Consider the following 19606-nt stretch of genomic DNA (forward strand, 5'->3'; position numbering starts at 1 on the left):
CGTGGCCATTACTCTCCGGGATGCAGGTCCGTGACGGTTCCAACACCCTTCGACTGTCCTTCACGGAAGACGAAGCGCTGCCCCTCTTCGACGAGATACGGACGGAACTTGAACCGGACGCGAGCCCGTCCGGTGTCCCCGGGCAGAAGCTGGTCGTTCTCGGGGTACAGCGCCGCGGCTTCGCTGACCGTCTCGATGTGAACCACCGGCTCGTAGCCGGCGCCGATCCGGGTCGGGTGGTTGAGCACCATCACCTCCGCCTCGAACTCCCGGCTTGGCTCGGGGTCGGCCTCGCGCGGCAAGAGGGTCATCCCGCGCTCGATCTCCTCCTCGCGGACGCCCTTGAGCGCGATGCCGACGATCCGGCCGGCGCTGGCCTGGTCGACACGGTGGTAGTGCATCTCGATGCTCCGGGCCTCGACCTCCCGGAAACTGCCGTCCTGCATCGGTCCGAGCAGGAGTTCGTCACCGGCGGCGACCTCGCCGGACTTGATCGTGCCGGAGGCGACGGCCCCGACGCCGGTGACGTTGTATGTCCGGTCGACGTACATCCGGAACTGCTCGTCGACGCCCGACCCGGCCGTCTTCGGGAGCCGGGCGAACATTTCGTCGAGAACCTCCAGGCCCCGCCCGGTGACGGCGCTTGTCGTGACGACTGGCACGACGGTTTCGCTGATCTCCTCGATAGCCGACTCGACGCCGTGTCGTTCGACGCGCAGTGGCGTCTTCTCGACTTCCCGGAGCAGGCGCTCGACCTCCCGCTCGACCTCAACAAGTCGCTCGTCGTCCACCAGATCCGCCTTGGTGATGGCGACCATCGTCGGCAGGTCTGTCGCCAGCAGGATCCCCAGGTGCTCGCGGGTCGTGTCGGTCGGACCGTCGTCGGCCGCCACAGTCAACAGTCCGTAGTCGAGTTTCTGCCCGACCAGTCCGCGGATGGTCGTCCGCAGCCAGGGTTCGTGACCTACAGTATCCACGAACGACACGAGCCGGTCGGCCTGCTGGACGACCCGGGCGCGGTCGCCCTTCCGGTGGGGGTTGTCCATTCGGACCGGGCCCTCGCTGTCGAAGCCGTAGACGCCGTAGGAGAGGTCGGCCGACAACCCTCGCTCGATCTCGTGGGGCTGGACATCCAGAAACGAGCGGGTCCCTCCCTCCCCGTCATCGGCCTGTCCGGTCACCAACGAACCGACGAGCGTCGACTTGCCGTGGTCGACGTGGCCGGCCGTCCCGACGACGACGTGCTCGTCGTCCTCGATCGCGGTCCCCTCGCGGATGGTTGCGAGGCCGACGATCCCGCCGTCCTCCGGCCCCGCGGCGCTCCCGGTCCCGTCGCCGTTCGTCGCGCTGGCCGACCCGTTCCCGACGCCCCAGGTCTGGACCTCCTCGATGTGTGCGCCGGCTTCCTCTGCGAGCAGGGAGAGCACGTCCATCGACTCGGAAAAGTCCTCCCGGGGGATGCCCGTTATTCCACCATCGTCGGTGACGCCGACCACGTACGTCGCCTCGCCGTCGCCCGACAGCACGCGGTGGCGAAGCTGCGCCGCGAGACTCTCGAATCGCCCCTCGCTCGCGTGCAGTTCCTTCGTGAGCCGCTCTTTGAATTCGACGCTTCCACCCTCGCGTTCGCCGCGCTCGACGGTCCGCTCGAGGGCGGCCCGGTCGGGGCTCATGAGGACCGATAGCGGACCGCCACGCAAAAGCTTTCCCCGGATTCGTGGCTCTATCCGTAGCTGAGTCGGTCGTTGCGAACTGGCGACACGCTCCCCTCGCGCCGTGGTGTGTCGCACGACCGCTGGCCACGACGCGCCGGCTGTCAGGTCACGGGGTCGCTGGTCCCGGTTCGGTACTTCAATCCTCGGACCCGTCGGCGACCCAGCCGGCTGCTTCCAGGAAGCCGTCGGCGTACGCCGCCGCTGTGACGTGGTCTGCGGCTGCCCGCGCCGTCGCGTCGGCGTTCGCGACGGCCGCGCTCCGGCCGGCCGCGGAGAGTATCGGCGCGTCGTTCTCCGAATCCCCGACGGCGGCGAAGTCACTGGTATCGTGGCCCAGCGCTTCCGCGACCGCCGCGAGGCCGGTTCCCTTGTCTACGTCCGGTGAGGTGACGTGGTAAGCAAATCCCGTGTCGAGGACGACAAGCCCGTGGTCGCCGGCGACCTCCTCGAGCGGCCCGAGAGGCTGGTCCCGGCTGACGGCGAGTTCGGTCTCGCGCCAGCGGTTGACCAGGTCCGCAGCCCCCCACCCGAGGTCGTATCCCCGGTCGCGGTACTCCGCAAGGACCGCCTCGGCGGCCGCGCGGTCGCCGCGGATCTGGAGGTCCCCGGCCCGGCCGGTCAGGACGACCCCGCCGTTCTCCGCGACCACCAGCGTGTCGATCCCCAAAAATTCACAGAGAGCGACGGGATAGGGCATCGACTTCCCGGTGGCGATGACCACCGGTGCGGCCCACTCCCGGAGGACAGGGACCACCCGCGGGTCCACCCGGCGGCGGTCGTCGGTGAGCGTTCCGTCGATATCCACCACCAGCGGCGACACGTTCCCGTCCCGACCCACACGCCCGACGCGGCTGTCGTCTCCGTCCGGCATCATCCCCTCGTTCCGGCCCGGGAATCATCAACCCCGCGGCCTGTACTGCGCTGGCCGGCGTCGAGGAAAACGCACATGCCGCCCGGCTCCCACCCTCGGGTATGGACGTTCCACCGGTCGACGTCGAGCGGTGCCCGGACATCTATCTCGTCGACCACCTGCTCGACGGTATCGAGGGCGGAATGGCCACCTACCTGCTCGACGCTGACCGTCCGGCCCTGCTGGACGCCGGCCCCGCCAACACCGTCGACCGCCTGCTGGACGCGATGGCCGTGGTGGGGATCGACCCCGAGGAGGTCGCCTACATCCTCGTGAGCCACCTCCACCTCGACCACGCCGGCGGGGCGGCGGTGCTCGCCGAGCGCTGCCCGAATGCGACGGTCGTCGTCCACGAGCGGGGCCACCGGTACCTCACCGAACCCGACAGCCTCGCGCGCCTCGTCGAGAGCGTCGAGGCCGCCGTCGGCGAGGAGAAGCCCTTCGGCGACCCCGACCCCGTCGACCCCGACCGGTGCCGGACGGTCGCGGGCGGAGAGCACCTCGACCTGGGGGACCGCACGCTCGCGCTGTACGACGCACCCGGCCACGCCCCCCACCACTACACCGCCCTCGAGCCCGACAGTGGCACCCTGTTCGCGGCCGATGCGGTCGGGGCCTACTACGAAGGTCGCGTGATGCCCACCACGCCGCCGCCGAGTTTCGACCTCGAGGACACCCTGGAGACCGTCAGGAGGATGCAGGATCTCGACCCCGACCGGGTCCTGTTCTCGCATTTCGGCCCCGGCGGGGATGCCGCCGCGGACCTCGAGCGAGCGGAACAGGTCCTCCCGGAGTGGGTCGAGGCCGTGCGGGGGGCACACGAGGCTACCGGCGGCGACCTCGGGGCGATGATAGAGCGGCTGGCCCCGGAGTGGGGGACGCCGACGCTCCCGCGGGACATCGTCGGTATCCTCGACTATCTGGACTACTCGGTCAACCGGTCGTAGGCAGCCTGGACCCGCTTGAACTCCTCGGCGTCGCCGTCGGCGGCGTCGGGGTGGACATCCTTGATCCGCTCGCGGTAGGCCCGCTTGACCGCCGATTCGTCGGCGCCCGGCTCGACCCCCAGCGTCTCGTAGGCCTCCCGGGCGGTCGGCCCGCTCGTCTCTCCCGGCCTGCTGGCGCGCCGTTGCCGGCGCTGCCCGCGCCCCCTGTCGGCCGCGCGCCCCTGCCGGGCCCGGGCCTGCTGGCGCGCGCGCCGGCGGGCCTCCTCGGTAACACTCCGACCCTCGCGGGGAGCGGTCCACTCCTCGCGCGGGCCCGCGCCGAACCCACCCCGGTCGCTGCCGCCCCGCTGTCGCTCGCGACGGGCGCGCTGCCGGCCGCCCCCCGCGGCACCCGCGGTCCGGGCCTGGTTCTCGACGCTCCGGTAGAGCCGCCCCATCAGCCGCCCGGTGGCGTGGGACCAGAGGACGTAGGTCATCGCCGCGAACAGGGCCGCGACCGGCAGGAGGATGAGACTCCCGGCGAGTCCGCCGACCGCGAGGACGACGGTCATCAGGGCGAACGCGCCGGCGAGGCCGGTGACGAGCCGCGAACGGTGCACACCTGTGCTTGGGGCGGCGAGCCCGTAAGCCTCCCGGCTGCGGGGTGGTGTTCGGGGAGGTGGGGCCACCCACGGGATCTACAGGACCTGGCGCGCGCTGTCGCGCGTATCTTCGCGCGACAGTCGCCGTGCGAGGGATGAGGAGCGCAGCGAACGCAGTGAGCAAGCACCGCAGTCGGCTGGGGAGGAGTGTGGCTGTGGGTGGGACTGGAAGGGGCGAGACGTTGCGGGAAGACGGACGACGCAAGCACCGCAGGGAGCGAAGCGACCGAGGAGCACAGCGAGTGCGAGGCCGACCGAATGGAGACCTCGGCCCGCTCGAACGGTGACTGCAGGGAACCGCGAGAGCCCCTCGACCGCAACGTCTCGGGGCTTTCTTGCAGGACTGAATCCCCATCCCGCTAAAGCAAACACCACCAGGCATCGCGGCCGAGGGTTCAAACCGCTGGGTGCGGTAACTCCAGTATGAGCGTCTCGAGCCCCTGTGAGATCTGCGCGAGCGCCGACGTCGAGGGGGCCTGCCAGCGCTGTGGCCAGCTGGTCTGTGAGCGCCACTTCGAGGAAGACCTTGGTCTCTGTGTCGAGTGCGCCGCCGAAGTCGGGGACCGGCCGACGAACGTCCCCTCGGAGGAGGACATGCCCGACGGCGTCGACACCTACCAGTTTTAGCGAGTGAGCAGCGTCTGGGTGACCGCCCCGTGAACGCGGCCGGCGGCGTTGAATACGTGTAGCGCGACGAGCCCGAGCACCGCTCCGAACAGGGATGCAACCAGTGCCTCTGGGAGAGTGTCGACCGCGACGAACCCGACGGCGTCGGCGGTGACAGTCAGGTCAACCGGACCCAGGTCCACGGCCACGTCCCCTACCGTCCCGGCCCCGCCGTAGGTGACGCCGGGGAGCCAGAACAACAGCGGAGCGAGGAGATAGGCGAGCGCCACCGTGAACGCGACCGTGACGGCGACGAACGCGAACGTCCCGACGAAGAACGTCGCCAGGAAAAAGGCGACCAGGAGATAGCACCGAGGGTCGGTGCCGACGGTCTTGAAATACGGCCAGACCGGGAGTTTGCTCAGGTCGGCCGGTTCCCAGGTCGCCTCGCGACCGAGCAACCGCCGGAGCAGCGCCGCCTCGACGAGTGCGACGTGGTCGGCCAGCCCGAGCACGGCCGCGAGTATCGGTACGCCGACCGCGAGCGGGACCAGCGCCACCCCGAGGGCGACCCCGGTCACGAACGCCGTGAAGTACGCGACCCCCAAGGGGAACCGCAACAGGAGGTACGCGATGTGCCGGTAGGTCCCCCCGTCCGTGACGACGCCGAACACCCGGCCGGACACGGACCGGCTGCGCGTCGCCGTTGCTGGTTCGGCCATACCTGCCAGAAGGACACCCGGCAGCAAAGAGGCTGGACCAGTGTCGCCGAGTTCGCATTTCGGCACAACGTTTATTTATAGTGATTGAGCCGCTGTTTCAGCCGCTTCGCGGCCTCGCCGGCCGCGCCGAAGTAGGCGTCCGCGCCGCGGGCGTCCTCGCCGGCGAAAATAATGCCGCGCGAGGAGTTGACCAGCCCGACCCCGTCGACCAGTCCGTACTCCACGGCCGCCTCCGCGTCCCCGCCCTGGGCGCCGACGCCAGGCACCAGGAAGGGCAGGTCGGGCACCAGCCCGCGGACCGCCTCCAGTTCCTCGGGGGCGGTCGCGCCGACCACGAGGCCGACGTTGTCGTTGCGGTTCCACAGGTCCGCCAGCCCGGCCACCTTCTCGTAGACCTGGTCGCCCGAGGCGAGTTCGAGGTCCTGCAGGTCCGCGCCGCCCGCGTTGGAGGTCCGACAGAGCACGAACACCCCTTTCTTTTCGCGGGCGAGAAAGGGCTCCAGGGCGTCCCGTCCCAGGTAGGGGTTGACGGTGATGGCGTCGACGGTATCGAGGATGGAGGCGTACTTCCGTGCGGTGTTGCCGATGTCCCCGCGCTTGGCGTCCAGCAACACGGGCACGCCCTTCCCGTGGGCGTAGGCGACGGTCTCCTCGAGCGCGCGCCAGCCGTCGGGGTCCTCGTAGAAGGCGGCGTTGGGCTTGAAGCAGGCGGCGTGCTCGTGGGTCGCGTCGATGACGCGGCGGTTGAACGCCCAGCGTGGCAGGTCGGCGTCTTCCACGGCGGCGGGGAGCCGGTCCGGGTCGGGGTCCAGCCCCACGGAGACGACGCTGTCGACCCGGTCGATGCGCTCGCGCAGACGCTCGAAGAACGGTACGTCGGTGTCCATACCCCGACCACGAGCGGCGGGACTGAAAACTGTCGGATCCGGGCGGGGAGAGCACCGTCGGTGCCCGGGACGGTCACCAACACTCATGTCTCGGGCCCGTCAAGGGGCACTCGATGGCGATCCACGCGGTGGCCTTCGACCTCGACGACACGCTGGTCGTCACCGAACGCGACCGCCAGACGCTGCTCGACGAGGCCACCGACGCCGCCGGAGTACGCGGGATCGACCGCGGGGAGTACCTCGACGCCCACGGCGCCGACCTGGCCACCGAGACCCGCGCGCCCATCTTCGACGCCATTCTGGACAACGGCGACGCCGAGCCCGTCAGCCGGGCCTACCGCGATGCGGTCAACGACGCGCTCGTCCCCGTCCCCGGCGTCCCGGACCTGCTCGCGGAGCTCCGCGAGCGGTACTGCGTCGGGCTGCTGACAGACGGCCCCAGCCGCGCCCAGCGGAGCAAGCTCGAGCGGCTCGGCTGGACCGACCTGTTCGACGCCGTCGTCGTGACCGGCGAACTCCCGGCCGGCAAGCCCGACCTGCGGGCCTTCGCCGCGCTGTCCGACCGGCTCGGCGTCCCGCCGGAGGAGACCGTCTACGTCGGCGATAACCCGACCGCCGATGTCCGCGGCGCCAAGCGCGCGGGGATGCTCGCGGTTCAGGTGCTGGGCAGTGAGGACGACGACCCCGACCCGGCGGCCGACGACACCGTGGTCCGCGAGTCGCTGGTCGAGGGCGTCCGGGACGTGCTCAGCCGTCAGCAGCGCCTCTGAGCTGCTCGCGGACGGCGTCGACCGCTCGCTTGACCGCCGCGCCGCTCTCGACGGCGAGCTTCCCGCCGGTCTCCGACTCCTCGACGCCGAGGTCGACGACGACCCGCCCGGGATACATCACGACCGCCCCGACGGCCTCCCCCTCGACCGTCACGCGGTACGCGACGGTCCCCCCGGAACTGGGTTCGGCTTCGGGGTCGGCGTCGGTCACGGCGACGGCCCCGAGCGGGCCGGTCTCCAGCCCCGTCAACTCGGAGGCCAGCAGCTGGGCGATCCGCTTGCCGTCGGTGACTCGGTCCTCGACCATCACAGCTCCTCCCGGGCGCGGTCGACCAGCCCGTCGACGTCGACGCCCTGACGGCTGGCGTACAGCAGCGCGGCGGCCTCGACGGCGACGTCCAGCTCGGCCTGGAGCCGGTTGATCCCGGCGACGGCCTCCTGTTTCTCGACGCCCGCGTCGACGACGGCCCCGAGGGCCCGCTCGAAGACCGAGCGCTGCTGGACGACGGACTCGTCGGGGACGAATCCATCGGGCACCGTCACCCCCGCCGGGTCGAAGGTGACGGCGACAGTCTCGTCGGCGCGCTCGAGCAGCCCCTCCGTGACGGCGGCGTCGACCAGCCGCTGTGCCTGGTCGGGAGAGAACCAGTCCCGGTCCAGCGACAGCGCGACGACGAACTCGCTCTCGCGCAGCTCGTCGACGCCGCGCTGGCGGAACGGTGCGGCCACGGTCCGCCGGAGACTCATCGCCACAAGGGCCGACCCGACGGCCCCTAAAGCTGTCGAGGGCCGGACGGCCACCCGAGCGGCGTCCCGGGGCCGCGGCGAGACGAGGGGTTGAAGTACGCCCTGGTACTCCCTGCGGGTATGAAAGACCACGCACGCTCGACGCGCACGCGGACCGGCGGCCGGCGCCGGCGGAGTAGCGACCGCAAGAAACACCAGCTCGGCTCGGAGCCCACGGAGACGACCGTCGGCGAGCGCCGGCTGAAGACCGTCGAGGCCCGCGGCGGGACCGAGAAGGTCCGCGCCATGCAGACCGACACCGCGACGGTCGCCACCGACGACGGCACCGTCGCCGCGACCATCGAGAGCGTCGCCGAGAACCCCGCGAACCCCAACTACGCCCGCCGGAACATCCTCACCAAGGGCGCGGTCATCGAGACGGACGCGGGGCGGGCCCGCGTCACCTCCCGGCCCGGCCAGGACGGCCAGGTCAACGCCGTCCTGGTGGAGTAGCCGAACGTAGCCGTATATAGGGGTTTACCCGTAACATATAAAGGGTATTTACCGCCGCGGTTCGAGGGGGAACATCGCCGTCAGGATCCACACATGGCGAACCACTCCCTCGACGACGCGCTCCCCGTCGAACACTGTCGCATCGACGCCGACGAATACGACGACATCTACGTGGTGGGCGACATCCACGGCTGCCGGCGGACGTTCGAGGTGCTTCTGGAGCGGCTGTCGCTCGGGCCCGACGACCTCCTCGTGGCCGTCGGAGACCTCGTCCGGAAGGGGCCGGACAGCGGCGGTGTTCTCGACGTCGTGCGGGTCCAGGAGAACGTCATCAGCGTTCGGGGGAACAACGAACAGCACCTGGTCAGCGGCCGCAAGAGCCACCCCGACCACGGGGCCGAAGACATCGCGTTCATGGAGTCGCTCCCGGTCGCCGTCTCGTGGGACGACGCGCTGGTCGTCCACGGGGGTGTCGACCACCGCAAACCGCTCCGCGCCCACGACCAGCAGGACCTGCTGAACATGCGCTCGCTGGCGGGTGACGGCTACGAGCGACCCTACTGGTTCGAGGACAGAGGGGACCGACCGCGGGTGTTCTTCGGCCACACCGTTCTCGACGAACCCTTCGAATCCCCGTACGCCGTGGGGCTGGACACGGGCTGTGTTTACGGCGGGCAGCTCACCGCCTACGACTACCGGCGCGAGCGGTTCGTTTCTGTCGACCCTCCAGCCACCCACCTCCACCGTGACGAGGGGAACATCGTCAGCCCGCAGCAGGCGGGCCGGACGGCGTAGATGTCGCCTGACACCGACGACTCCCACGACGTCGACCTCGCGGACCCCGCGTACTACCTGAACCGCGAGCTGAGCGAGCTGGCCTTCCAGCGGCGGGTCCTTCACGAGGCGCTGGACGACCGCACCCCGCTGCTCGAGCAACTCAGGTTTCTGGCGATCGTCACCCGTAATCTCGACGAGTTCTTCATGAAGCGGGTCGGCGGACTGAAACAGCAGATCGACGCTGGAATCACTGAGCGGACGGCTGACGGACGCACCCCCGAACAGCAGTGGCACCAGGTCCTCGAGACTGCCCGCCCACTGCTCGAACGGCAGGCCTCGCGGTATCAGGAGCACGTCCGGCCGGCACTGGCGGACGCCGGGATCGCGGTCGTCGACTACGACGACCTCCCGGTCGGGGAGCGGACCGAACTCCGGGAGCTCTTCGAGAGCTCCGTTCTGCCGACGCTGACGCCGCTGTCGTTCGACCCCGCACACCCGTTCCCGTTCATCTCGAATCGGAGCCTCTCGCTTGCCGTGCTGACGCGGGGTCGCGGCGAGGAGAGTCCCACGTTCAACCGGGTGAAGGTCCCGCCCAACCGCCCGCGGTTCGTCCCGGTCGGCGCGGAGGAGGAGGACCGGTACGTCCGGGTCGAGGAGGTGATCCGGGCGAATCTGGACCTGCTCTTTCCGGGCACCGAAGTGGTGGACACCGCGCTGTTTCGACTGACGCGAAACGCCGAGGTTCGGCGCGACGAGGAGGTCGCGGAGGACCTCATCGAGATGGTCGAGGAAGTCCTGGAGGAGCGGCGGTTCGCCACAGTCGTCCGCCTAGAACTGGAGGCCGGCGCTCCCCGGCAGGTCCGCCGGACGCTCGTCGACCAACTCGACCTCGACGAGCGGGAGGTGTTCGAGCTCCCGGCGCCGCTTGATTTCCGGGATTTCGAGACGCTCGTCGACCTCGAGTATCCGGAGCTGAAACCCGACCCCTGGACGCCACAGCCCCACTCCCGCCTGCCAGCCGGCTGGCACGGCTACGACGAATTCGGCGAGGACCGCGAGCACGACATCTTCGCCGAAATCAAGGACGACGACATCCTGTTGCACCACCCCTACCACTCCTTCACCGACACGGTCCAGCGGTTCCTCGACGAGGCCGCTAACGACCCCGACGTGCTCGCGATCAAGGCTGCGATCTACCGGACAGCAAGCGATTCGCAGGTGATCCAGAGCCTGATCGACGCCGCCGAGAACGGGAAGCAGGTGGCGGTGATGGTCGAACTCAAAGCGCGGTTCGACGAACAGAACAACCTCGAGTGGGTGCGAACCCTGGAGGAACACGGTATCCACGTTGCCTACGGGACCGTCGGCCTGAAGACTCACACCAAGACGGCGCTCGTGGTCCGCGAGGAGCCCGAGGGGGTCCAGCTGTACTCACACGTCGGCACCGGGAACTACCACTCCGAGACTGCCAAGGGGTACGTCGACCTCGGGCTCCTGACCGCCGACCAGGATATCGGCCACGACCTGGTGAAGCTGTTCAACTCCTTCACCGGCCCGACGCTCGAAGACCAGTTCCGGAAGCTACTGGTCGCGCCCGTCACGATGCGCGGGCGGTTTACCGACCTCATTCGCAACGAGGCCGCACACGCTCGCGAGGGCGAACGCGCCCGGATGGTGGTCAAGGTCAACAGCCTCGAAGACCCAGCGATCATCAGGGAACTGTACGAGGCCGCGATGGCCGGGGTCGACATCGACCTCGTCGTCCGGGACATCTGCCGACTCCGCCCCGGCGTCGAGGGAGTCAGTGAGACCGTCGACGTCTACAGCATCGTCGGGCGGTTTCTCGAGCACTCCCGGATATTCTACTTCGAGAACGCGACGGCCGTCGACGAAGAAGGGACGCGGGCCGACGCCGACCCGGGGTACTACACCGGGTCGGCGGACTGGATGACCCGCAACCTCGACAGGCGCATCGAGGCCGTCACACCCGTCGAGGACCCCAGGCTCCGCGAACAGCTACGGTTCGTGTTGGACCTCGCGCTGGCGGACAACCGCCGGGCCTGGGAGATGCACCCCGACGGCTCGTACACCCAGCGCACTCCCGGGGACGGCCGGGTGGTCGACACACAGACCGTCCTCATGTCTGAGGCCGAAGCCGCGGCTAGCAGCGACCAGGTGACCCGAGGGATCCCCTGTGCGTTCGACCTCCCGGGGAGTGGGCTCGACATCGGTGACGGTCCCGACCGGTCCCGGGCCGACGCCGCGAGGCCGGGGGTCGGCGGCGGGGCCGGCCGACGCGACCCCGGTGTGACAGCCGGGGACGACGACCCCGACGAGACGTTGCCGGAGGCGTTACTCGCACACCCCGACCGGTGGTACCGCCCCGACAGCGGGACCTACGCGTTCGCGGTGCGCACGCCCGACGGCGACCGCGTCTACCGGAAAACCGCCGACGCCGCCGCGGCGCTGGTCGACGAGTACTGGAGTTAGGGGTCCGGGGCGGCCTTCTGCAGCGCGTTCTCGGCGATGTTACCGCCGTAGTCGGCGGTCCGGGACAGCGAGTCGACGACCAGCCCCAGCCCCTGCGCCGTCCCGGGGTCGAGCTCGCGGATCTCCTTGTCGACCTCGCGGGCCTTCCCGTCGACGTCGTCGATCCGGGCCCGGGCCGAGGTGGCCAGCTCGGTCGCCTCCTCGGGGTCGTCGGTCAGCAGGGCGTCCATCGCCATCTCGGGGACCGTCGCCGCCTCCTCGCGGAGCGCCCGGAGCGGGCCGACGGCGCTGTCGGGCACCTCCTCGAGTTCGAGGGCGAGGTCGGCGATCTTGGTGGCGTGGTCGGCGATCCGCTCGAGCTGGCGGGCGCTGGACTGGAAGTCGAAGCAGGTGTCGCGGGGAAAGCCGATCTCGGTCGCCGCGGTCGGGTTGCGGAGGACGGTCCGGAACACCCGCGAGACCATATACCACAGCCGGTCCACGTCGTCGTCCCGCTCCATCACGTCCTGTGCGAGGTCGTCGTCGTGCTCGATGAGCGCCTCGACGGCGTCCTCGAGCATCGTCAGCGAGACCAGCCGCATCCGCGTGATCGCGTTGTGTACCGACAGCTCCGAGGAGTCCAGCAGGTCCCGCAACACTACCCGTTCGGACGTCTCCTCGATCACCTCCAGCCCCACGAGCCCCTGCGTGGCCTCGCGGATGATCCGGCGCTGGGCGGCGGTGATCCGCGTGGTCTCCAGCCTGATGACGTCGAAGCCGCTGACGTACATCGTCATCACCGCGCGCGTGAGCTCGTGCTCGTCCTCCAGCCCGGTGATGTCGAGCGTCCCCTCCGTGCGCTCCTCCTCCCGACGCGGCGAGAGCAACAGGAGGTCCTCCTCGGAGTGAAACTCCACGACGCTGCCGGCCTCGACGTCGTTTGCCGTCGCCCACTCCTTCGGCAGGGAGACGGTGTACGTCGACCCACCCGTGACCTGCACCTTGCGTGTCTCCATACGCCACCGTTCGACCCAGGGGGATAATAAACTTCTGCAAATCTATATATATCAGTCAAGAGTAACGTATTCTGTGCTGCGAGCACCCCCGCCTGCGCCGCGCGGCAACCGGCAGCCGCCTTCCGTGGTCGCAGTTCCCGGGTCATCCGGAGGGGACGTTGCGGGGTTCGGAGCGGGATGACCGGCCGACTCCAGGCCGGAACAGCCCGGGACGTGACCACGAGACTCCCGGATATATAGGTTACAGTCCGTCTCGGCAACCCGCGACCCGAGTACGCACACGTTCGGGCCGGCGCCGGACGCGCGTCATACGAACGGTTATGTGTTGTCAGCGGCGAGATGGGTCCATGCCACGGGAAGGATACCAGGAGCGTCTCGCGGGCCTGCGCGAGGACGTCCTCTACATGAGCGAGGTCGTCCTCGAGCGCCTGCGGATGGGGCTGGACGCGCTCCAGGCCAAAGACGAGGAGCTCGCCTGGGAGGTCATCGAGGGCGACGACGAAGTGAACGCGCTCTATCTCGACCTCGAGGGGGAGTGTATCGACCTGCTCGCGCTCCAGCAGCCGGTCGCCGGCGACCTGCGCTTCATCGCCGCCTCGTTCAAGATCATCACCGACCTCGAGCGGATCGCCGACCTCGCGACCAACCTCGGCGACTACACCCTCGACGCCGAACGGGACGTCTACCCGGACGTCGACGTCCAGGAGATCGGCGAGGAGGTCACCCGGATGGTCGAGCGATCCATGGAGGCCTACGCCGAGGAAGACCCGGATGTCTGTTACGAGATCGCCGACTACGACGACCGGGTTGACGAGCTCTGCGAGCGCGCCTCCGAGGCGGTCGCCCGCGACCTCATCGAGCGCGAGGACGCCGACAGCGACGAGGAAGTCGAGCGCCTGATGCGGGACGTCCACCGGCTCCTGCTCACGATCCGCGACCTCGAGCGGGTCGGCGACCACGCGGTCAACATCGCCGCACGGACGCTGTACATGGTCGAGAACGACGACGACCTGCTGTACTGACCGTCCCGGTCGGAGGCCCGCCGGGGGGCTACGGCTACGGGTGGTCGGCCTCGACGAGCCCCTCGCCGGTGATCTTGAACCCCGCCTGGGCGCCGGCCTCGCGGCTGTGGTGTTTCTCCAGAGTCGCCCGGCGGTTCCCCCCGCGAAAGCGGTCCAGTCGCAGGATGACCGCCGACCAGTGGTCGAGCGTGTGCCCGCCCAGCGCGCGCGCCGCATCCGAGTCGGGGTCGGTGAAGACCTGGTTGGTGAAGGCGACGGCGAGGTCGTGTCGCCGGGCCAGCGAGAGCAGATGGGTGACCTGCCGGGCGACCGCGCGCAGTGCCTCCCCTTCCTCCTGCTCGGTACGTTCCAGCCGGTAGAAGCCGGTGGCGCTGTCGAGCACCACGAGGTCGACCTCCCCGGCGACGTCCGTGGCGTCCCGGACTGCCTCCTCCTGCTCCTCAAAGGACAGCGCCTCGCTGACGACCAGCCGGCCCGCGAGGTCGTCGACGCTCCGGCCCTGGCCGGCGTGGGCCGCGGCGAGTTGCTCCATCCGGTCGACCGACAGCCCCTCGGTGTCGATAAACAGCGTCGAGGCACCGGCGTCCGCGGCCTCCATGGCCGCCGAGAGGACGACGTTGGTCTTGCCGGCGGCCGGCGGGCCGTACACCTGCGTGACGGCGCCGCGTTCGAACCCCCCGCCGAGGAGTCCGTCGATGGCGTCGCAGCCGGTCGGGATGGGCTCTGTCACACTCCGGGCTTGGGCCACCTTCGCATAAAAGGCCGCGTCTCGCCGGCGTTCACTCCCCCGCCCCCCGCGTGGCCCGGATCCGCTAAGTGGCCGGCTCGCCTACCGCGGGTGTGATCGTCGTCGCGACGGCGGATTTCGAACTCTACCACGAGGTGGTGACCGCGCTGCGGGAGCGCGGCGTCGACTTCACCACCGTCGAGCCCGGCGAGGACCTCCCCGAGGGAACGACAGCGCTGGTCCGCGGGGTCGACGACGAGGGGGCGGTCCCGGGGGAGGCCGACGTGGCGGTCGTCGAGGCCGAGCCCGGGGACCCCCGGGCGGCCGTCGACGCCGTCGCGGCCACCCTCCGGGACGGAGAGGGGCGGACGGTCGTGGGGGTCGACCCCGGCGACCGCCCCGGGGTCGCGGTGCTGGAGGGTGACACCGTCACTGCCGCCTTCCAGGTCCCCGCCGAGCGGGTGGCCGATGTCGTCCGCGAGGAGGTGGCCGACGCCGTCGACCCGCTCGTGCGCGTCGGCGACGGCGCACGGCTGGTGGGTGCGCGGCTACTCGAGGACCTGTCCGAGGTCCCCGTCGAGCTGGTCGACGAGTCCGGAACCACTCCCTACCTCGGGACCGGCGCCCGCGGGATGGGGGACGTGCTCGCCGCGGTCAACATCGCCCGCCGCGAGGGCGAACGCATCGGGGGCCGCGAGGTCGAGCCCACGGCCGGGGAACTCACGCGGATCCAGGACCGCTCCCGGGAGCAAAGCGAGGAGAACCGCGCCATCGACGCCGACCTCGCCCGGCGGGTGGCGGCCGGCGACCTCTCTATCGAGGAGGCGCTTGCCGAACACGCCGACGACACGAACGCATCCTGAGGCGCTCAGACACCCCGCAACCGCCGAGGAAGGACATAGCGCCCGTCCTCGCGGGGGAACTCGACGATGTCGACGACGGCGTCTGTGTTCAGCGAGCCGTAGACGTGCGCGAATCCCCCGAGCGGTCCTTCCTCGTACCGGATCTCGGCGTCGACAGCGCCGGGGTCTACGACCAGAAGCCGGGGGTTCTCCGCGTCGGGGTAGTGACTCTGTGCGACCGCGAGCACCTGTTCGGGGGTCGAACAGTGGACGAACCCCTCCTCGGAGAGCGACGGGGGGCGGTACGCCCCGTCCGCGGTGTGGGCCTCGTAGTCGTCGCCCTCGACGACGTGGACCAGGCGGTCGGCGTACCCCTCCCTGACCGCGGCTTCTGCGCGCCGCAGCACCTCCCGGACTGGCAGGCCGGCCTCCCGGGCGACCGCGAGCGCGTCGTCGTACTCCGCGCTGACGTCGAAGACCGCACCGCCGTCGGTCGCGTCGATTCCTCCGCCGGCCCCGCCGCCGACGCTCGCCACCTTGACGCCGACCTCGTGGCGCTCTCCGCCGACTGCGAGGGTCGCCGTCACGACCTCGCGGTCGGCGACGAAGCGGTGGCCGGCGCCGTGTTCGCGCACACCGAGGGTGCCGGTCTCCTCGGCCAGCCGGCGCGCGACCCGCTCGGCGTCCTCCGGTTTGACGACGACCTTCACCAGGTGGCCCGGCCGCGACTTCTTCATCGTGAGTGGGACCACCGAGACGTCCCGGGCGCCGGCCTCGGCGAGGGTCTCCTGGAGCCCGCCGAGTACCTCCGGAGCGGCGTCGTCGAGGTTGGTCTCGAGCACCGTGATGGGGTCCCGGCGAAGTCGCTCGGTCTGACCGACCACGGCGCGGAGGACGTTCGGCCGGTCGTGGAAGTCGTAGCCGCCCGCGCCGTACCCCGACTCCTCGACCCGCATCGACGGCAGCGACGCCACACCCCTGGCGACCTCGGCGAGGATGGCTGCCCCGGTCGGCGTGAGCAACTCCGCCTCCACGGGCCCGCCCCGCAGCGACCACGCCGCACCCTCGGCGAGTTCGACGACGGCTGGCACCGGGACCGGGTAGGTGCCGTGGCCCGTCTCCGCCTCGCCGCCGCCTGTGGCCAGCGGGGTCGTCACCACCCGGTCGACCTCCAGGTCCGCGAGCAGCAGCGCAACCCCGACGATGTCCGCGATGGCGTCGTCGGCCCCGACCTCGTGGAAGTGTGTCCCCTGGAGGTCGGTGCCGTGGACCGCGGCCTCCGCCTCGCCCAGCCGCTCGAATACCGCCAGCGCTCGCGCCTCGACGTCCGCCGGGAGGTCCATCCCCTCGACGGCCCCCACCACCTCGGGGTAGGTTCGCGTCGGGCCGTGTCCCTCCGCGTGTGTGTGGTCGCCGTGGTCGTGGCCCTCCTGGCTGTGGTCGTGGTTGTGTCCGTGGTCGCGGGGCTGGTCGTCGTGGCTGCCATCCCCGTCGCTGGCCTCGTCGGTCAGCAACACGTCGACGGCGGTGGCGCCGACCCCCGCTTTCGTGACCTGGCGGGTCCGGTAGCGGACGTCGATCGCGTCCTCGACGGGGGCCAGCGCGTCGCGGTCGGCCCCGGCGGCGAGCAGCGCCCCAAGGAGCATGTCCCCGCTGGCGCCCATCCGGCCGTCGAAGGCGAGCGTTCGCATGGTCGAGCGGAGGGACGGCCGGGACAAGAACCTTGCCGGCCTGCCCCGGCCGGAGACCGCCGCCGGCGACCCTCTCCGGTATCTTGAAGCACCGTCGTGTGAAACGGATGTCACATGGACGCAGACGCTGACGTCCGGGAGCGGTCCCCCTCCGAGACGCCCTCACTCGCCATCGAGACGACCGGCCTGACGAAGCGGTACGGCGACGTGACCGCGGTCGAGGACCTCGACCTCTCCGTGCCGCAGGGGGCGGTGTACGGCTTTCTCGGCCCGAACGGGTCGGGCAAGACGACGACGATGCGGATACTGACGAGCCTGACGCGCCCGACTTCGGGCTCGGCGCGGGTCGTCGGCGTCGACGTCGCCGACCGGAGCGACCTGATCCGGGAGATCGGCTACCTGCCGGAGGAGCCGCCGCTGTTCGACGAGCTGACCGGCCGGGAGCAGCTGCGCCACGTCGCCGCGCTGCACGACCTGCCCGCCGACGTGGCCGACGAGCGCATCGCGCGGTATCTGGAGCGGTTCGACCTCGTCGGGGCGGCCGACCGCCGCCAGGAGGGGTACTCGACGGGGATGCGCAAGAAGGTCGGGCTGATCGCGACGGTCATCCACGAGCCCGGCGTCCTCTTCCTGGACGAGCCGACCTCCGGGCTCGACCCCCGGGCGGCCCGGACGGTCAAGGACCTGGTCGCCGAACTCGCGGGCGGCGAGACCACCGTCTTCCTCTCGACGCACATCCTCTCTGTGGTCGACGAACTCGCCGACAGCGTCGGCGTGCTCAACGAGGGGCGGCTGGTCGCCGAGGGTGCCCCCGACGACCTCAAGCGGCAGGCCGAGCGCGGCGAGGGGACGAGCCTGGAGGACGTCTTCCTCTCGGTGACCGCCGACCACGCCGACGAGGTCGAGGCCACGGGCCCGGACCCGGAGCCCCGATGAGCGGCCTCGCTCACGTCCTCCGGATAGCGCGGGTCGACGTCACCCGGATGGTCCGGAAACACACCGACACGAGCGGGGGGCTGGGTCGGCTCGCCTCGCTTCTCGTCTTCGTCGTGCTCGCGGGGGCTGCGACCCTCGGCGGCGGCTACCTCGCCTACCGGGCCGGGGGCGCAGTCGGGCCCGGTGACGTCGCCGTCGGCCCCTTCTCGGCGACGGCGGCGCTGCGGGGGATCGTCGCGGTCTTCGGGCTCATCGGCGCGGCCGTCGTGGCCCTGCGGGCGGTCGGCCAGCGCGGCACGCTCACCAACGCCGAGGGCGTGCTGACGGTCGTCCCGACCGGCGAGGCCTTCCTGGGGCTGTTGCTCGCGGAGTACGTCTACGTCCTGCTCTGGCTCGGTGGGCCGGCCGTCGGGATAGGCGTCGGGCTGGCGCTGGGCACCGGGTCGGCGCTGGCTGCGGTGACGGTCCCGCTCGGGGTCGCGGCCGTCGGGGCCACGGTCGTCGCCGTCGGCTTCCCGGTCGGCCTGGGGCTGAAACACCTGCTGAGCCGGATCGCCTTCGTCGCCCGCAACAAGGGCGTGCTGATAGCCGTCGCCTTCCTAGTCTACTTCGCCTTCGTGGTCACCGGCTCGCTGAACGCGACCGTCGTCGCGCTGTTCGAGCCCATGCAGGCCTCGCCGACCGGCTGGCCCGCCGACCTGATGCTCGCCGGGACGGGCCTGCTCGCGCCCAGCCCGCTGCTGGCCGCGGGGACCGTCGCCGTCGTGGCCGTCGTCGGAGCCGCCGGCGCCGCCGCCGGGACGCGGGTGGCCACAGCCCACTGGTTCTCGGACCCGGTGCTCGCCGGCGAGAGCGAGGAGGAGTCAGCAAGCAAGCAGGAGTCCGGAGCGGTCGGAACCACCGGCGTCGCGTTCCAGCGCCGGCTGGCTGCGGCCTTCGGCCGGCCGACCGCCGCGCTCGTCCTCCTGGCCTGGCGGCGCGCGGCGCGTGCGCCGCTGAAGCTGCTGTACGTCGTCTACCCGCTCTTCTTCGCGGTCGGCGTCTTCGCCGACATCTTCCAGACCGGCCGGATCCCGGGCTATCTCCCGTACGGGACGGTCCTGTTCGTCGCGTGGGCGGCCGGCGTCGTCTTCACGCTGAACCCGCTGGGCGACCAGGGCGCGGGGCTTCCGGCGACGCTTCTGAGCCGGGTCGACGGCCGGCAGTTCGTCCGCGCACACGTGGTCGCGAGCCTGGTCGTCGCGGTCCCGTTCGGGACCGTCCTCACTGCCGCCGTCGCCCTCCTCAGCCCGCTGCCCACGACGAGGACGGTGCTTCTGGTCGCCGCGACGCCGCTTCTGATCGCCGTGGCGACCGTCCTCTCGGTGGGGATCGGGACCGCGTTCCCCCGCTTTCGGGCGGTCAACATCACCCGGTCGATGAAGACCGTCGTCCCCAGCACGCTGGCTTTCGCGCTGTTCTCGGTCCACCTGGTCGCGACTGTCGCCGCCGCAGTCGTCGTCTCCGACGAGGGCGCACGTGGGCTCGGAGCGGCGCTGCTGACGTTCGTGTTACCGTTCGGGCTCGGCGTCGACGCCGAGACGCTCTCCCTGGCTGCGGCGGTGCTGCTCGTCGTCCTCGTCGTCACACCGGCGCTGTCGTACCGGTACGCAGTCCGCCGGTTCGACCGGTACACGCTGGACTGACGCC

General features: G+C 70.7%; 20 protein-coding genes and 1 pseudogene. 10 read left to right on the forward strand and 11 right to left on the reverse strand.

The window, feature by feature from the left end; all coding sequences use genetic code 11:
* Positions 1-8 precede the first annotated feature (8 nt).
* Both GN153_RS03435 and GN153_RS03440 read right to left on the reverse strand, forming a co-directional pair.
* Positions 9-1673, reverse strand: a complete 1665-nt coding sequence (locus GN153_RS03435; protein ID WP_159899856.1) for a GTPBP1 family GTP-binding protein — start codon at positions 1671-1673, stop codon at positions 9-11.
* Between the two features lie 178 nt (positions 1674-1851).
* Positions 1852-2586, reverse strand: coding sequence for a phosphoglycolate phosphatase (locus tag GN153_RS03440; RefSeq protein WP_159899858.1), 735 nt, complete (start codon positions 2584-2586; stop codon positions 1852-1854).
* Positions 2587-2687: 101 nt separating this feature from the next.
* Between GN153_RS03440 and GN153_RS03445 the strand changes: the two genes are divergently transcribed.
* On the forward strand, positions 2688-3572 hold the full coding sequence (locus GN153_RS03445) for an MBL fold metallo-hydrolase (RefSeq protein ID WP_159899860.1): 885 nt from the start codon (positions 2688-2690) through the stop codon (positions 3570-3572).
* On the opposite strand, the gene GN153_RS03450 is transcribed toward GN153_RS03445, so the two are convergent.
* Positions 3551-4171: a J domain-containing protein gene (locus tag GN153_RS03450; protein WP_159899862.1), complete on the reverse strand. Its 621-nt coding sequence runs from the start codon at positions 4169-4171 to the stop codon at positions 3551-3553. The genes GN153_RS03445 and GN153_RS03450 overlap by 22 nt on opposite strands.
* 465 nt (positions 4172-4636) lie before the next feature.
* Here GN153_RS03450 and GN153_RS03455 point away from each other — a divergent pair, with 465 nt between their 5' ends.
* Positions 4637-4840 carry a hypothetical protein gene (locus tag GN153_RS03455; RefSeq protein WP_159899864.1) on the forward strand — a complete coding sequence of 68 codons (204 nt, stop codon included), beginning with the start codon at positions 4637-4639 and terminating at the stop codon, positions 4838-4840.
* Here the strand turns inward: GN153_RS03455 and GN153_RS03460 are convergent.
* On the reverse strand, positions 4837-5541 hold the full coding sequence (locus GN153_RS03460) for a sensor domain-containing protein (protein WP_159899866.1): 705 nt from the start codon (positions 5539-5541) through the stop codon (positions 4837-4839). The two genes, GN153_RS03455 and GN153_RS03460, sit on opposite strands and share 4 nt — an antisense overlap.
* 71 nt (positions 5542-5612) lie before the next feature.
* The gene (gene pyrF, locus GN153_RS03465) at positions 5613-6428 is read right to left on the reverse strand and encodes an orotidine-5'-phosphate decarboxylase (RefSeq protein ID WP_159899868.1); all 816 of its coding nucleotides are present in this window, start codon (positions 6426-6428) and stop codon (positions 5613-5615) included.
* Positions 6429-6541: 113 nt separating this feature from the next.
* Here pyrF and GN153_RS03470 point away from each other — a divergent pair, with 113 nt between their 5' ends.
* A complete protein-coding gene (locus GN153_RS03470) occupies positions 6542-7198 on the forward strand; it encodes an HAD family hydrolase (RefSeq protein ID WP_159899870.1) in 657 nt (218 codons plus the stop codon).
* Here GN153_RS03470 and GN153_RS03475 read toward each other — a convergent pair.
* Together GN153_RS03475 and GN153_RS03480 are read right to left on the reverse strand one after the other, a co-directional pair.
* On the reverse strand, positions 7176-7505 hold the full coding sequence (locus tag GN153_RS03475) for a hypothetical protein (RefSeq protein WP_159899872.1): 330 nt from the start codon (positions 7503-7505) through the stop codon (positions 7176-7178). The genes GN153_RS03470 and GN153_RS03475 overlap by 23 nt on opposite strands.
* On the reverse strand, positions 7505-7945 hold the full coding sequence (locus GN153_RS03480) for a DUF2240 family protein (protein WP_159899874.1): 441 nt from the start codon (positions 7943-7945) through the stop codon (positions 7505-7507). Before GN153_RS03480 ends, GN153_RS03475 begins: the two co-directional genes overlap by 1 nt.
* A gap of 120 nt (positions 7946-8065) precedes the next feature.
* Here GN153_RS03480 and GN153_RS03485 point away from each other — a divergent pair, with 120 nt between their 5' ends.
* From GN153_RS03485 to ppk1, 3 genes are all read left to right on the forward strand, one after another.
* A complete protein-coding gene (locus tag GN153_RS03485) occupies positions 8066-8437 on the forward strand; it encodes a 30S ribosomal protein S8e (protein ID WP_159899876.1) in 372 nt (123 codons plus the stop codon).
* A 93-nt stretch (positions 8438-8530) separates the two neighbouring features.
* Complete coding sequence (locus tag GN153_RS03490) at positions 8531-9232, forward strand: metallophosphoesterase family protein (RefSeq protein WP_159899878.1); 702 nt, start codon at positions 8531-8533, stop codon at positions 9230-9232.
* Positions 9233-11704, forward strand: a complete 2472-nt coding sequence (ppk1, locus tag GN153_RS03495; protein ID WP_159899880.1) for a polyphosphate kinase 1 — start codon at positions 9233-9235, stop codon at positions 11702-11704. It begins immediately after the preceding gene.
* Here the strand turns inward: ppk1 and GN153_RS03500 are convergent.
* A complete protein-coding gene (locus tag GN153_RS03500; RefSeq protein WP_159899882.1) occupies positions 11701-12699 on the reverse strand; it encodes a phosphate signaling complex PhoU family protein in 999 nt (332 codons plus the stop codon). The two genes, ppk1 and GN153_RS03500, sit on opposite strands and share 4 nt — an antisense overlap.
* A gap of 347 nt (positions 12700-13046) precedes the next feature.
* Here GN153_RS03500 and phoU point away from each other — a divergent pair, with 347 nt between their 5' ends.
* Positions 13047-13721 (forward strand): phosphate signaling complex protein PhoU, encoded by a 675-nt coding sequence (gene phoU, locus GN153_RS03505; RefSeq protein WP_159899884.1) that lies wholly within the window; start codon positions 13047-13049, stop codon positions 13719-13721.
* A 34-nt stretch (positions 13722-13755) separates the two neighbouring features.
* Here the strand turns inward: phoU and radB are convergent, their stop codons facing one another.
* On the reverse strand, positions 13756-14451 hold the full coding sequence (gene radB / locus GN153_RS03510; RefSeq protein ID WP_236544746.1) for a DNA repair and recombination protein RadB: 696 nt from the start codon (positions 14449-14451) through the stop codon (positions 13756-13758).
* 110 nt (positions 14452-14561) lie between these two features.
* Here radB and GN153_RS03515 point away from each other — a divergent pair, with 110 nt between their 5' ends.
* Positions 14562-15311 carry a hypothetical protein gene (locus tag GN153_RS03515; protein WP_159899888.1) on the forward strand — a complete coding sequence of 250 codons (750 nt, stop codon included), beginning with the start codon at positions 14562-14564 and terminating at the stop codon, positions 15309-15311.
* A gap of 5 nt (positions 15312-15316) precedes the next feature.
* Here GN153_RS03515 and GN153_RS17635 read toward each other — a convergent pair whose 3' ends face one another.
* Positions 15317-15649: a DUF952 domain-containing protein gene (locus GN153_RS17635; RefSeq protein WP_236544783.1), complete on the reverse strand. Its 333-nt coding sequence runs from the start codon at positions 15647-15649 to the stop codon at positions 15317-15319.
* 15 nt (positions 15650-15664) lie between these two features.
* A pseudogene (larC, locus tag GN153_RS03520) lies at positions 15665-16981 on the reverse strand (nickel pincer cofactor biosynthesis protein LarC); the annotation flags it as partial.
* Positions 16982-17095: 114 nt separating this feature from the next.
* Between larC and GN153_RS03525 the strand changes: the two are divergent.
* Both GN153_RS03525 and GN153_RS03530 read left to right on the forward strand, forming a co-directional pair.
* A complete protein-coding gene (locus tag GN153_RS03525; RefSeq protein WP_159899892.1) occupies positions 17096-17917 on the forward strand; it encodes an ABC transporter ATP-binding protein in 822 nt (273 codons plus the stop codon).
* Entirely contained in the window at positions 17914-19602 is a 1689-nt protein-coding gene (locus GN153_RS03530) for a hypothetical protein (protein WP_159899894.1), read from the forward strand. The genes GN153_RS03525 and GN153_RS03530 overlap by 4 nt, the downstream gene beginning before the upstream one ends.
* The last annotated feature ends 4 nt before the right edge of the window (positions 19603-19606 follow it).

Source organism: Salinirussus salinus, from assembly GCF_009831455.1.
Classification (GTDB): Archaea; Halobacteriota; Halobacteria; order Halobacteriales; family Haloarculaceae; genus Salinirussus; species Salinirussus salinus.